Raw genomic sequence first — 13,153 nt, 5'->3', positions numbered from 1 at the left:
CTCCGATGTAACGAGGTGGCTCATCGGAGTAGACAGGGCGCATGAGCACCCCTGTCTTCATCTACCTGACCCCGCCCGACGGACTCGTCCCCCTGCTGACGCCGGCGCGGCTCGCGGCCTTCCGCGACTGGCTCTGGCGGGAGAACACGGAGCACCTGAACGCGGAGGACCTGGCCGACATTGAGTCGGATGAGGAGCTGATGGCCATCCTCGGCCTCGTGGACCACCTGCTCCAGCAGGGCGCCGAGTCCCTGCGCAAGCCCCCCACCCGCCACGCGGACGCCATGCTGGACCTGCTCGATGAGCTGTCCGACTACTTCACCTGCGAGGAACTGGGCATTCCAGAGGGCATGGAGCTGGCGACGGACCTCAAGCCCACCGACAAGCAGGTCCGCGCCTCGGACGTCGTCATCGGAGAGAACTGTCCCGAGCGGACATTCGAGCTGTGGCGCCACCTCGTCTGGGGCCGGGCGCCGGACCGGACCGTGGCGGAGGGCATTGGCCTGCGACGCAACTTCCCCTCCATGGGCTACTGGACGGCCGCGGAGGTCCGGCACGTGCGAGACGACCTGCGCCAGCACCTGAGCGGGGCCCCTGACTACATGCCCCTGAGCAACTGGGCCCGCTTCATGACGTCGCTCCGCCTGAAGCTGACACGGACCGGCCGGGCAGCAGCCCCCGCGCCGGCGATTGAGGCCATCTCCCGCGCCGTGGACCGGGCAGCCCGAGAAGGCGCGGGGCTGCTGTTCGCGCGCTGAGCCCGACGTCAGGTCAGGCTGCGCGCCAGCGCCCCCAGCGTGGAGATGGCCGCCTCGATGCGCGGCGTCCACGGGTGGCCACAGTTCAGCCGGAAGCAGTGGCGATATGAATCCATCCGCGCGGAGAAGATGGGCCCCGGGGCGATGCTGATGCCCGCCTCCAGGGCCTTCGCACTCAACGCCAGCGAGTCCACCTGCCGCGGCAGCTCCACCCAGAGCAGCGCGCCGCCCGAGGGCCGCGTCACGCGCGTGCCTTCGGGGAAGAACTCCGCCACGGCCTCGGCCATGCGCTCCACCTGCGCGGCGAGCCGGCGGCGCAAAGAGCGCAGGTGCCTGTCATAGCCTCCATTCTGAAGGAAGCGCGCAATCGCATACTGGGGCACCGTGGCGGTCGTCACGGAGGTGGAGAACTTGAGCAACTCCACCCGCTCCCGGAAGCGGCCCGGCGCCACGTAGCCCACGCGGAAGCCCGGCGCGAGCGTCTTCGAGAACGAGCTGCACAGCAGCACGTTGCCGCGCGTGTCGAATGCCTTGCATGCGCGCGGACGCTCGGCGCCGAAGTGCAGGTCGCCGTAGATGTCGTCCTCGATGAGCGGCACATCGTGAGCATCCAGCAGGTTCACCAGTCGCTGGCGCCGCACGTCGGGCATGCAACTGCCCACCGGGTTGCTGAAGCTGGGCACCGCCAGCACCGCGGCGATGCGCCGCCGCGTCAGCGCCGCCTCCAGCGCCTCCATCTGCATGCCGTTGCGTGGGCAGCAGGGAATCTCCAGCGCGCGCAGGCCCAGCGCTTCGATGGACTGCAGCGTTCCGTAGTACGCGGGGGACTCGATGGCGATGGTGTCTCCCGGGCGGGCCACCGCGAGCAGGCACAGGTGGATGGCCTCGGACGCGCCGAAGGTGGTGATGAAGTCGTCCGCGGCCAGCGAGCAGCCCCAGTCCATGGAGCGGCGCGCGAGCTGCTGGCGCAGCTCCGGACACCCGGGCAGCGCGTCGTACTGGATGCTCCGGTCGCGCGATTCGCGGCTGAGCGCGTTCAGCTCACGGTACAGCCTGCGGACGGGCAGCAGCTCCGGCGCGGGCGAGGCGGCGCCCAGCTTGACCATGCGGGCATCCCCCATGGACCGGTAGACGCTCGCGACGAGCCCGCTGACGGTGACAGCGGTGGCGCTGGACGCGGGCCGGGATACCTGAGGCTCCGCCAGCCGGGGCCGCTCACGGCGGCGCACGTAGTGGCCGGACTGGGGGCGCGTCTCGATGAGCCCCAGGGACTCCAGGTGCAGGTAGGCCTGGAGGACCGTGGAAATGCTCACCCGCTCGCGCAGGCTGAGCTGCCGCACGGACGGCAGCCTGTCTCCAGGCTGCAAGGTGCCCGCGGAGATGGCATCCGCGAGCCGCTCGGCCACCTGCTCGTAGAGCTTTGCTTTGTGTGCCACCGCGCCCATGGCTCCTCCCAAGGTGAGCCGCATCCACCACGGCCGGTATCGGAGACGAGAACGGGCCCGTTGCCCAGATACAGCTCCCGTCGACGGCGACCGGCACAGTTCTCTGGAACAGAACTGTACTGGTCACAACCTCATCTGACGGAATCTGTTCCGCAACCGCCCGGGGGCGCATGTTGGCGCCCTGGAGGACGCGGTGATGTGGGACTGGATGAGGACGGTGGTGAGCGAGCTGCGGTTCGACGCAGCGCCAGCGCGGAGCGTGGGCCCGGTTCACCTGGCCCAGGGCGCCTTGTGGAGCGAGCGCCCCCGGAGCGGACATCCCCTGACGCTGACGTGTCGTGAAGGCATGCTGTGGCTCACCTGCGAGGGCGATGCGAAGGACTACGTGCTGCACCCCGGCGACACGCTGCGCCTGGAGCGCTCCGGGCACGTGGTGGTGCAGGCGCTGAAGCCCTCGCGCTTCTGCCTGATGCAGCGCACGCCGGTCCATACGCCGTGCACGCCTCCAGCGAGGAAGCATGAGGCGCCTGTCCGATAGTCGGCGCCATGCCCTGCCTTGCTATCGTCCGCGCCATGCCCAGCTTCCCTGACTGTCGCCGCCTCGCCTCGGTCCTCACGCTCGTGTCTTCGCTCCTCACCGCGCAGGCCGCGGAGGTCTCCCCGGCGGAACGGGTGGAGACCTCGCCGGGCCTGTCACCGGATGCCGTGCGACGCGCCTTCGACAGCCAACGCCAGACGCTCGCGTCCTGCATGCGTCTGGTCTCCATCCAGCGCGGGAAGGACAAGGCCCCGCATTCGATTGAGTTCGTTCCCTGGAAGGCCGGACCCGACACGGATGATCGCATCCGGGTGCGATTCACCCTGGCGCCAGACGGCAAGGTCCAGAAAGAAGAAAGGCAGACGGAGGCATGGGGCGTGCGGTCGCTGTTCCTCGACCCAGGCTGCGTGGAAGAGCGGGTGAAGACCTGGTCCTTCCCAACCTTTCCAGGGAACCATGACGAGCGGGTGCAGGTGGAACTGTGGGCGCGGTTCCGGACCACGGAGGCGGAACGGACGGCGGCAGCCACCCGGTTGCGTGAATTCTACGGCGACTTCTGCAAGGCCCTCTCCGCGTTGAAAGTCACCCAGCAGCCTCAGGCAGGCGTGGAGTGGCGCGCCACCATCAAACGCTTCCTCGCCGAGCACGGCGCGCGCGTCGACCCACGCATCGGCACGGCCGTGCAGACGGTCGGAGACATCGCGGGCCACGACGTGCCAGGCGCCATCTCGATTTATGAGCGCAGCATGGAAGAGTCGCTCGCCACGACCATTCCATGCCCGAAGCTCCGCGCCTGGGTGAAGGAGGGGTGAGCCCCGGGCCGGCCCCTCCTCGCCGGCCCACTCAGAGCACTTCGCGCAGGTTGCCCTCCACGATGCGCGTCAACTGCGTCACGCGCTTGTGGAGCCAGAACCCGAAGGGCTGGATGCGCTCGGGCTTCGTCATCCTGGGCAGCTTCTGGATGCTTTCATCGAAGCCGACCACGGCGTGTTCGCGCGTTGGGGACTTCGTGCGCAGGTCAAAGGCGAAGGACCTGCCGGTGTGCCAGCCGCCGTGGAACACGGAGAGGCGCTCCAACTCCGCGTTTCCAGTCGCTGCGACGAGGCCGTCGAGGTCATAGACGTCGTCGGCGATCTCCAGGCAGCTCCAGCCCCCGCCCGAAACGTTTCCGCACGGGAACGTGGGCAGTCCATTGTCGACCGCGTTGTCCACAATCCAGGTGATGGAGCCGTACACGCGCAGGAAGTAATCCCAGCTCGACTCTGTCTTCCTCGGCTTGAGCGCCTTCACGCCATTCCAACGTCCGATGCGGTGCTTGTAGACACGCTTGAAGAAGGACAGATTCTGGTCGAGCGAGCCCATGCGCTTGGGCTCCTTCTTCACGTCGAGGTGCTCCGCGACGAAGTGCGCCTTGGGGTAGCGCGCGTGGAGGTCCTTGAGCATGGCGATGGCGGTGTCGACCGCCGCGAACGCGTCCTGCGGCTTGGAGAAGGTGGGCGCCTTGGGAGCGGCGGGCTTCTTCGGCGCGCCCTTCGGAGCCGCGGGCTCGGGGTTGGAATGGGCAGCGTCCCGGAGCTCCACGTTGCGCAGGACGAAGCCAGCCTTCTCCTGGGCACGGATGCGCTGCTCCGCCCGCTGGATGGCGGCCTCGCGGCTGCCGGCGGCCGTCTCCTTGCGGGAGTTCTCGACGGTCCGATTCCCATCGACCCAGATGACCCATTGGGTCGAGGCACCCTTGCGATACTCCCGCACCGTGATGCGCTTCCGGTTCGCGTTCCAGGGCGTGCCATCGCGGAAGCCCAGCTTCCGGTAGCGCGCCACCAGGGCCTCGACGTCCGACGCGTCGCAGAGGGAGACGAGGTGGGCGCCGTTCAGGGTGCCTCGGCGGACCACGGCCTTCTCTCCGCGCACCTCCACGTCGACGAAGAGCTGGGACAGCAGCTTGAAGAGCGTGAAGCGCTCCGTCACGGGCGCGGACACCTTCAGTGCCTTGGGCTCCGGCTTGTAGAGGGTCCCCGCGCTCCAGACTCGCAGCTCACCTCCCGCCGAGTAGAGCCAGACCTCATCCTTCACATCGAGCTGAGGCTCCGAGTACCAGATGGCGTCGCCGCCGTTGAGTTTCTGTAGGCGCTTCCAGTCGGACATGCGCCACCCTCTCGCATGAGGCTGAAGAGGGGTCAACGGAAGCACCGGCTCAACGCCCCGAGCCGCGCGCAGCCAGCCAGGACGTGCTCCGGCTCGCGACGGAGATGTCCTCCGCTGCCGGATTCACAACCCCAGCGCGCTCATGGGGATGCGGTACATGTCCCCCGTGCCACGGCCAATGCCCTGAACGGCGCTGTCATCCCGTGGCGCATCGAAACGTGCCCCCACGTCGCCCGTGAAGGGGCGCGTGCTGCTGAAGTAGAGCCACTTTCCGTCGGGGGAGACGCTGTGGTTGTAGTCGCTCGCGGGCGTGTTGATGCCCTCGCAGAGCCGGCGTGCAGGTGTCCATGCGCCATCCACCTTTCGGCTGAGGAACAAGTCGTATCCGCCCAGGCCGTCTTCCCGCCGCAGTGCACTGAAGATGAGGTAGCTCTCATCAGGAGCAATCCACGGCTCGAGCTCATGGGCCGACGAGTTGATGCCGGACCCCAGGTTCTCTGGCGGCTGGTAGGCGCCGTCGACCCAGCGGGAGACCCAGAGGTCGCTGCCACCCAGCGTGCCGTCTCGCTCACCCCCGAAGTAGAGATTGCCATTGGCGGCCACGGCCGGTGACCACTCGTCGCGGTGCTTGTCGTTGACGGGGGACGGAAGGCGTCGCGCGTCCTCCCATGCTCCGTCGGCGTCCAGCGACGCGGCCCAGATGTCATACGAGCTTCGGGGGCCTTGCTCCCCAGGCTCGGGGCGGTTGGAGATGAAGTACACCGTGCGCCCATCGGGCGAGAAGTGTGGGTCCGCGTTGCTCCATTCGGTGGCGAAGCGCGGGAGCACCGGACGGGACCAGTGCCCTCCTTCGGTCAACTGCGTTTCGTAGAGCGTATATTGTTGGAAACGGTCATCTGCCCTTCCAAAGAGCACGCGTCGCTGGTCTGGAGAGAAGGCCATGAAGAAGTCCCAGGCCCCGGTGGTGAAGAGCCCCGCGCCGTAGAGCTCGGGCGTGCAGGTGCCCCGGTGATTCTCCAGTGCCTCCGCAGGCCGTCCACCGTGTGCGCCACACCCCAGCTCCCAGAGCGTCATCATCAAGAGCACGCCTCGCATCGACGACATCCCCGCCATGTACGGCTCCTCCTGGACATTGCTTCAGCACCACGGCGGTCGGGATAGCATCGGCCCATGAGGCGAAACTTTGGGAATGTTGCGGTGCTTCCCGAGCGGGCCCCCGGCTATCACGCGCTCAGCGCGGGCGAGGCCTTCGACATCAGTGACTGTGTCTGTCGAGCAGGCACCCGCAGCCCCATCTTCAGCGGCGAGCACGCTCGGGTCTGCATCAGTGTCGTGCTGTCCGGCGTGTTCCATGTCCGGAGCCCCGAGGGGACCGCGGTGGTGGGGCCGGGCGCGCTGCTGCTCGGGAACCGGTCGGCGCCCTATGAGTTCCGGCACGTCGATGATGGAGGAGACCGCTCGCTCGTCATCGAGTGCTCCGACGCGTTGCTGGACGATGCCCTCCGCTCGCTGGGGCGTTCCAATCGGGGAACGCGCCCCTTCGCGCGCGTCTGCGCTCCGGCGTCGCTTATGTCGGTGAACGCCGTCCTCCTGGCGCGACAAGCACTCGAGAGTGGCCAGGTGGAGGACCTGCGAGAGGCGGCACTGGCGGTGGTGGACGCAGGGGTGACGCTGGGAAGCGACCCGACGGGGACACAGGTGGAGGTCTCCGACCATCAGGCGCGCAGAGTGGCCCGAGTCCTGCGGTATCTCGAATCAAAGTTCATGGAGGACTGCTCGCTGGACACGCTCGCGGACATCGCGGGGCTCACGAGCTTTCACTTCCTGCGCATGTTCCGAGCCGTGACGGGGCAGACACCCCGCCAGTTCGTCATCGCCACGCGACTGGGCATGGCGGCCACGGCGCTGCGCGGTAGCCGTGCGCGCATCACCGATGTCGCCCTGGATGCCGGCTTCGGGGACCTGTCCCACTTCACGACGAGCTTCACGCGAGCGTTTGGTCTCTCACCTCGCGCATACCGCGCTCGTGCGCTCAAACACGCCTGACCGCGGTTGCAGGCGCGGCTCGCGTTCCGCTATCGAACACCTGAGTCACTGCCTCAGGGCATCGCCAAGGCGGGATACCGCACGGTGCGGGAACTCGAAGCGCCAGATGGTGGCGCCGTTCGCCGCGAACTCCCCTTCGAGCCGGCGGAGCGCGCGCCAGAATGAAAAAACGATGTCTCGCGCCGGAGCTTCCATCCTGAAGCGTTCCGCTTCGGTGTCCTGCACGCGCGTCCGGTCCGGCAAGCGCACGAGCCGCAGGGCCGCCTGAAGCCCAGGACCAGGTTCCAGGCGCAGTTCGTCTACTTCCGGTTCCCCATTCAACTGCGTCGCGCTCGGGAGTCCGTTCTCATAGAAGCCGAGAAGCGATTCCGCCAGGTGCCGAAGCGAGTCGAACGGCACATCGGAGAAGGTCGAGGAGACGTGCCGTCCCTGCACCTCGAACGAGAGCTCCAGCCACCCCTGGCCCCTACATGAGAACGCGACTTTCAATCCGTGCCCCATCAGGGGGTGAGCCTACCGGAGCTGAACAGCCGCTACGAATTGGCGCGGCTCGCGTTCACCATGGGGAGGCTCTTTCGAAGTGAACCGCGCCGCCGCCCTCACTCGCTTGGATAGCAGCCGTGGGACGGACCTGTGCTTCCGCCGATCCCACCTGAATCCCCGCCCTCCCATTCACCCGAGCCAGAACGCATTCTCGAAGCCGGCTACGACTTTCCGAGGACCTCCCATGGCTCACGACCACCACCACCCCGCCCACCACATCGTTCCAGGATTTGGCGCGGACCGCGCCGCTCACTACGACGCCCAGGCGTCCGTCGCGCTCGCGGGCACCCAGGCCCTGTATGAACTCGGCGTCAGCACGCTGACGGCCCAGCTCGACGGCCAGGAAGCGGCCTCACTGCTCTTCGTGGGAGTGGGCACGGGTGCGGAGTTGATGCCCTACACCCGCTTCGACGTCCCCGGCTGGCGCTTTACGGGCGTGGACCCCTCCGACGCCATGCTCGACGTCGCGCAAAAGCGCCTGGAGGCGGAGGGCCTCCTCTCGCGCACGCACCTGCACCATGGCGAGCTCCACACGCTCCCGTCCGGCCCCCTCTTCGATGGCGCGCAGATGATGGGCGTCCTCCACCACGTGGAGGGTGAAGCAGCCCGCCTCGATTTGCTCCGGGAAGTCGCCCGTCGGCTCAAGCCCGGAGCCCCTCTCGTCGTGGGCTGCCGCATCGGCATGGACCCCGAGCTGTTGAACGTGGAGCTCCGGCGGTGGCGGGCCTATGGCACCCCACGGGAGGAACTGGAGCGCCGGCGCGAGCGCTTCATGACGCTGCGGCCCATCGAATCCGATGCCGCCCTGTTCGCGATGCTCGCCCATGCTGGACTGGTCGCGCCGAAGCCGATCTTCGTGTCGCTTCAGTTCAAGGTGTTCCTGGCGCGATACGCGCCCTGAGAGCGACCGCCGCCCCCGAAGCGCGCAGCCGGAGGAGTCCGGCCGCGCGCGTCCACGGACTCACGCCACGGAGGAGGAGCTCTCGAGAATGAGCCCCGGCGCTCACCCGGCGCAGTTCGGCTGCCCCGTCATGGGCCTGTTCGTCGTCGTGGCGCAGGAGCAGAGGCTACCCCGGCACTTGAACGAGGCGCTCTCCTCACACAGGTCATTCACCCGCTTCCAGCGGAGGATGGTCCCCCGCGAGTCGTCCTGGTCCTGGGTGAAGAGTTCGTCGCCCCGGACCGCGAAGGCATGGACCTCGGTGACGAGGTTGTCCAGCGGCCCCTCACTGGAGTCGTCGCACGCGGAGGCCCGGGTCAGCTCCAGCTTCCCGTTGTTCACCTTCCAGGTGCCCAGGTAGTTGTTCCAGCTCCCCCCCAGCAGGATGACGGAGCTGCCACGGAGGACCATCGCCGCGTCGTAGCCATTGCCCTGCTCGACCCGGTAGGTGCCCTCCCGGAGGGTGCCCCCCGTCAGCGGCGGTGCGTTCGTCACCTCGTTGGTGTCCGCGCTCCACGTCGTGCACCACCCCACCGCGGAGCACTGGAGCGCGTTGCCGCCGCCGCCTCCTCCTCCTCCACCGTCTTTGTCGTCTTCCTTGGAGTCACCACACGCCACAGCGAGGAGTGAGAGCGACAGCGCCAACACACGCGACAGGTTCTTCATCGGAACTTCCCGGAAAAAGGTTCATGGGGATTTGCCCCCCACAAAGAGACATCCCGGGAGCCATCGTTGCGTCGAAATCGGACGGCTAGCGCGGACAGTGGTCCTTTTCGGCGCGAGCCTCGGCGACTTCACCGGGGTACGCCTTGCGCCAGGGCTCCCACTCCAGCCACGCCCTGCGCGCCTCCCGACATGCCTCGTCAGACGCCCCGGACAAACGCAAGGCCTGGGCGAGCCGCCGCCGCGCCAGGGGAACCCGCGCGGACGCCACCTGTTCGCTCGCGAGCTCCGCCAGCGCCGTCCTCAAGGGCGCCACCGCCTCCGCTGGCGCGCGCCCCGCCAGATGAATGTCGCCCAGCAGCACCAGCGCCTTGATGCGCTCCGGCGCCACCGGCCCCCAGTCCCGCTCCAGCCTCGCGAGCGCCCGCTCCGCGTGGCCCCGAGCCTCCTCGACGCGCCCCAAGAACAGCAGGGCATCCGCGAGCCAGCGCAGCCCCTCCCCCTCCAGCTCACCGCGTGCCAGCAACGACTCCTGGAGCGCGACGCCGCGCGCATGGAAGCCCCGGGCCTCCTGCGTGCGCCCCAGCAACCGCAACAGCCGTCCCACCTCGTGCAGGTCCAGCGCGACCTCCGGATGCGTGGCGCCGTACACGCGCTCCCGGTGGGCCAGGCTGCGCCGGGCCTGCTCCAGCTCGGCCTCGCGCTCGCCCAGCTCGCCCAGCACCCCCGTCCGGTTCGACGTCATGCCCATCAGCACCGCGTCCGCGCCTTCCGGCGGCACGCTCTTGCGAGCGACCGCGAGGCTCTGCTCGGCCGCGCGCAGCGCCTCCGGCCCCCGCCCCCACTCGAAATAGATGACGGCCAGGTTGGACAACGTGCGCGCCACCACGAGGTGTTCCTCGCCCAGGGTGCGGCGGAGGCTGGCCAGCGCCCGCTGCAGGACGGCCTCCGCACGGGCCAGCTCCCCCGCGTGTGCCAGCGTGCCGCCCAGGTTCACCAGGGCCCGGGCGGTGTCGCGGTGGTCGGGGCCATGCAAGTCCTCCTGAAGCCGCAGCGCCTCTTCCTGCCAGCGCTTCGCCTCCAGGAGCCGGCCCTGATGACGGGCCAGCAAGCCCAGACGTCCATTGAGCTCCGCGCGGGCAGCGGCATGGGAGACGCCCTTCGCCGTGACACGGTCCAGCGCCTCGCGCAGCAGTGGCTCCGCCTCGGAGAAGCGACCCTCCTGCTCGAACAACTCGGCGCGGACATAGTTCAGCAGCGCGTCGAACTCGGGGTCGCGCAGCGGCTCCGCCACCGCCTGAGCGCGGTCCAGATAGGCCCAGGCATCCTGTGTCCGTCCCAGGTCATGGCCACTCAACCACGCCTGGGCATAGAGCACCCGGGCCAGCACGGCATGATGGCGCCCCGCCTCCGCGGCGAGGCCGGCCTGGACCAGCGAGGCTCGCGCATCCTCGAACGCACTGGCGTCTTCCTGGAGCGTGGCGCACAGCAGGTGGGCCTCCGCCTCCAGCGGACGGTAGCGCGTGCGCACAGCCCGCTCCCGTGCCGCCAGCGCCACCTTCAGCGCCTCCGGCGTATGGCCCGCGAACAGCCCCGCATTCGCCCGGGCCAGCTCCGCCCGGACCGCCGTCACCTCCAACAGCACGGCCGGGTCCTCCGGAGGCGCCACGGCCTCCAGCAACGTCCTCACGTCCGAGCAGCGCCGCAGGCTCGCCAGCGAGCCCCCCAGCCCGAAGCCGCGCACCACGGTGCGGGCATCCGCCCCCTGGAGCGCCGCGACCACGCGGGTCACCTCCTCCAGCCGCTCGTCGAGGCAGGCCATGCGCAGGCCCAGGACCTGCTCTGGCTGCTCGCCCCAGACCCGCGTGGCCTCGCAGGCCTCCTGGTGCGCGCGCGTCCAGTCCAGCTTCCAGCGCTCCAGCGCCGCCGCCACCGCGGAGAAGGACGCTTCCGCGTCCGGGGCGCTCGTGGCCAGGAAGGCCCGCCGGGTGGCCTCCCGCGTCTCCGCATCCCAGACGCCCGCGAAGTGCCGCTCACTGCCCTGACACAGCGCTTGAGGCGTCTGCCTGGAGAGCAGCAGTCCGAACACAGCCAGCCCTGTCAGGACCGCGCCCAGCATCACCAGGGCCACCGTGCGCCTGCGCGCCCCGGGGTCCCGGGACAACCGCGCACGCAGCGCCTCCATGGATGAGAACCGCTCCGCGGGGTCGGCGGAGAGCCCGCGCCGGACGACGGCCCGCAGCCACGCGGGGACACCGGCGCGTTCCGGCCGCACGGCCTTCCGCGCCACCTGCTCCAGCAAGGCCTCACGCGTCTTTCCTTCGAAAGGACGCTGGCCGTTGAGCGCCTCGTAGAGCGCGACACAGAAGGAGAACTGGTCCGAACGGGCATCACCGTGCTCGCCGCGGAGTTGTTCGGGCGCGCCGTAGGCCAGCGTGCCCAGCAAGGTCCCCGTGACGGTGAGGGACGCCGGAGACATCGGGCCGGGAGCCGCCGCTCCAGGCACCAGGGTCGCGTTGGCCAGGCCGAAGTCGGTGATGCGGACGAGGCCCCCCTTCGTCAGCAAGACATTGTCCGGCTTGAAGTCCCGGTGGACGATGCCCAGCGCATGCGACGCGGCGAGTCCATCCGCCGCCTGCCGGAAGCGCTCGAGCACCTCCCGGAGCGGGCGCGGTTGCTCCGTCAGCCAGCGCCGCAGCGTGCCGCCCTCCAGGAACTCCATCACCAGGAAGAGCTGTCCCTGGTACTCGCCCACGTCATGAAGGCTGGCGATGTGCGGGTGGGACAGCCTCGCCATGGTGCGGGCCTCGCGCTCCAGGCGTTGCCGCGCCAGGGCCAGCGAGTCCTCATGGAAACGCTCCGGCTTGAGCAGCTTCAGCGCCACCTTGCGGTCCAGCTCGGGGTCATACGCGACATGAACCCGGCCCATGCCGCCCTCGCCTAGCAGCCCCAGCACCACGTAGCGCCCCACCCGCGTGCCCGTGGCGAGCGGCCCCACCCCCGCGAAGGAGGTCCGCGCCTCATTCGAGCTCAGCGCGGCGAGCACGCTCCGGCACTCGGCGCAGCCGGCGACGTGGGCACGCACCTGTTGCTCACGCTCGGAGGAGAGCTGGCCTTCCAGGTGGCGCGCGAGGTCGTTCTCGTCCGGGCAGCTCATTCCTTCGCCGCCAGGAGTCCGGACAGGCTCACGTCGAGGCGGCCATGAACGGCCCGCATCATGCTGTCCAGTTCCTCCTGGGAGAGCGACAGCCGCTCCGTCAGCCCCTCGTGCGTGCGCGTCTCCAGCAGCGCCTTCACCCCGGACAGCCGCCGGGACAGGGTGGACTTGTGCACGCCGTAGAGTTCCCCCATGCGCGCCAGCGACAGCTGCTCGACGAAGTGGAGACGCAGCAACTCCCGGTCCTCGTCATCCAGGGAGGCCACCGCCTGGACGAAGGCGGCGCGCACGTGCGAGCGGGCCTCCTCGCGAACCAGCCCCAGTTCCAGCCCGCCTTGCGCGGGGTCCGCGGCCAGCATCTCCGCGTCCACCCGTGCCTCCTGCCCCTGGGCCTTTCGCATCCGGAGCGCGAGGCGCACCGCGGAGATGTTGACCCAGTGCAACAACGACCCCACGCCCGCATAGCCAAGGAGCCGGGGCGGCGAGTCGGGCCGAGGCATCAGCAGATTTCCCCGGAGCGCTTGAAGCACTTCATCCACGAACGTGGGCGAGGAATGAAACCGTGCGAGCGAGCCATGCAGCTTGCGCAGGACCTGCGCTTCGAAGAGGTCCGCCGCCCCCGGCGTCCCTTGAGCGCAGGCGAGCGCAAGGGCCAGGTCCCTTGCGTGCAAACGCTCCAGCGCGACGACGGGGTCCTCCGCCTCGGAGAGCCGAGCCCCCAGGTGCCGCGCGAACACCAGGGGCTCGGGCGCCGCACACTGAAGGGAGGCCGCCTCACGCAGGGCCAGGGCGAGCGCACGCGGCGCCTCCGGCGCGGAGCGCAAGCGGCCCGCGGCGGCGGTGCCCATCGAACGAAGAACCGCCTCGAGAATCTCCTCCGGAAGAGCGCTGCCCGTACGCATGAGATGGTGATTTCCG

At 69.2% G+C, this 13,153-nt stretch carries 12 protein-coding genes; 5 read left to right on the top strand and 7 right to left on the bottom strand.

Going from position 1 to position 13,153, the window contains the following annotated elements:
• The first annotated feature begins 41 nt into the window (after positions 1-41).
• Positions 42-758, top strand: a complete 717-nt coding sequence (locus FMP39_RS05405; RefSeq protein ID WP_141588918.1) for a hypothetical protein — start codon at positions 42-44, stop codon at positions 756-758.
• A gap of 8 nt (positions 759-766) precedes the next feature.
• Here FMP39_RS05405 and FMP39_RS05400 read toward each other — a convergent pair whose 3' ends face one another.
• Positions 767-2,203, bottom strand: coding sequence for a PLP-dependent aminotransferase family protein (locus FMP39_RS05400; RefSeq protein WP_228557693.1), 1,437 nt, complete (start codon positions 2,201-2,203; stop codon positions 767-769).
• Between the two features lie 196 nt (positions 2,204-2,399).
• Here FMP39_RS05400 and FMP39_RS05395 point away from each other — a divergent pair, with 196 nt between their 5' ends.
• Both FMP39_RS05395 and FMP39_RS05390 read left to right on the top strand, forming a co-directional pair.
• Entirely contained in the window at positions 2,400-2,741 is a 342-nt protein-coding gene (locus FMP39_RS05395) for a DUF2917 domain-containing protein (protein WP_228557692.1), read from the top strand.
• 35 nt (positions 2,742-2,776) lie between these two features.
• Positions 2,777-3,553: a hypothetical protein gene (locus FMP39_RS05390; RefSeq protein ID WP_228557691.1), complete on the top strand. Its 777-nt coding sequence runs from the start codon at positions 2,777-2,779 to the stop codon at positions 3,551-3,553.
• Positions 3,554-3,584: 31 nt separating this feature from the next.
• Here FMP39_RS05390 and FMP39_RS37780 read toward each other — a convergent pair whose 3' ends face one another.
• Together FMP39_RS37780 and FMP39_RS05375 are read right to left on the bottom strand one after the other, a co-directional pair.
• Positions 3,585-4,886, bottom strand: coding sequence for a hypothetical protein (locus FMP39_RS37780; RefSeq protein ID WP_228557690.1), 1,302 nt, complete (start codon positions 4,884-4,886; stop codon positions 3,585-3,587).
• 123 nt (positions 4,887-5,009) lie between these two features.
• On the bottom strand, positions 5,010-5,999 hold the full coding sequence (locus tag FMP39_RS05375; RefSeq protein WP_141588911.1) for a PD40 domain-containing protein: 990 nt from the start codon (positions 5,997-5,999) through the stop codon (positions 5,010-5,012).
• A gap of 57 nt (positions 6,000-6,056) precedes the next feature.
• On the opposite strand from FMP39_RS05375, the gene FMP39_RS05370 reads away from it, so the two are divergent.
• Positions 6,057-6,932: an AraC family transcriptional regulator gene (locus FMP39_RS05370; RefSeq protein WP_194858248.1), complete on the top strand. Its 876-nt coding sequence runs from the start codon at positions 6,057-6,059 to the stop codon at positions 6,930-6,932.
• A 45-nt stretch (positions 6,933-6,977) separates the two neighbouring features.
• Here the strand turns inward: FMP39_RS05370 and FMP39_RS05365 are convergent, their stop codons facing one another.
• Positions 6,978-7,433 carry a hypothetical protein gene (locus FMP39_RS05365; RefSeq protein WP_228557689.1) on the bottom strand — a complete coding sequence of 152 codons (456 nt, stop codon included), beginning with the start codon at positions 7,431-7,433 and terminating at the stop codon, positions 6,978-6,980.
• Between the two features lie 226 nt (positions 7,434-7,659).
• Here FMP39_RS05365 and FMP39_RS05360 point away from each other — a divergent pair, with 226 nt between their 5' ends.
• Positions 7,660-8,376 (top strand): class I SAM-dependent methyltransferase, encoded by a 717-nt coding sequence (locus FMP39_RS05360; protein WP_194858247.1) that lies wholly within the window; start codon positions 7,660-7,662, stop codon positions 8,374-8,376.
• Between the two features lie 102 nt (positions 8,377-8,478).
• Here the strand turns inward: FMP39_RS05360 and FMP39_RS05355 are convergent, their stop codons facing one another.
• From FMP39_RS05355 to FMP39_RS05345, 3 genes are all read right to left on the bottom strand, one after another.
• The gene (locus FMP39_RS05355) at positions 8,479-9,081 is read right to left on the bottom strand and encodes a hypothetical protein (protein WP_141588908.1); all 603 of its coding nucleotides are present in this window, start codon (positions 9,079-9,081) and stop codon (positions 8,479-8,481) included.
• Between the two features lie 85 nt (positions 9,082-9,166).
• Positions 9,167-12,235 carry a tetratricopeptide repeat protein gene (locus FMP39_RS05350; protein ID WP_141588907.1) on the bottom strand — a complete coding sequence of 1,023 codons (3,069 nt, stop codon included), beginning with the start codon at positions 12,233-12,235 and terminating at the stop codon, positions 9,167-9,169.
• Positions 12,232-13,137 carry a transcriptional regulator gene (locus tag FMP39_RS05345; RefSeq protein WP_228557688.1) on the bottom strand — a complete coding sequence of 302 codons (906 nt, stop codon included), beginning with the start codon at positions 13,135-13,137 and terminating at the stop codon, positions 12,232-12,234. Before FMP39_RS05345 ends, FMP39_RS05350 begins: the two co-directional genes overlap by 4 nt.
• Between the last annotated feature and the right edge of the window lie 16 nt (positions 13,138-13,153).

This window comes from Myxococcus sp. AB056 (assembly GCF_006547365.1).
Lineage (GTDB): Bacteria > Myxococcota > Myxococcia > Myxococcales > Myxococcaceae > Myxococcus > Myxococcus virescens.
The sequence above is the reverse complement of the archived record's forward strand: the minus strand, read 5'-3'. Positions and strand labels throughout refer to the sequence as shown.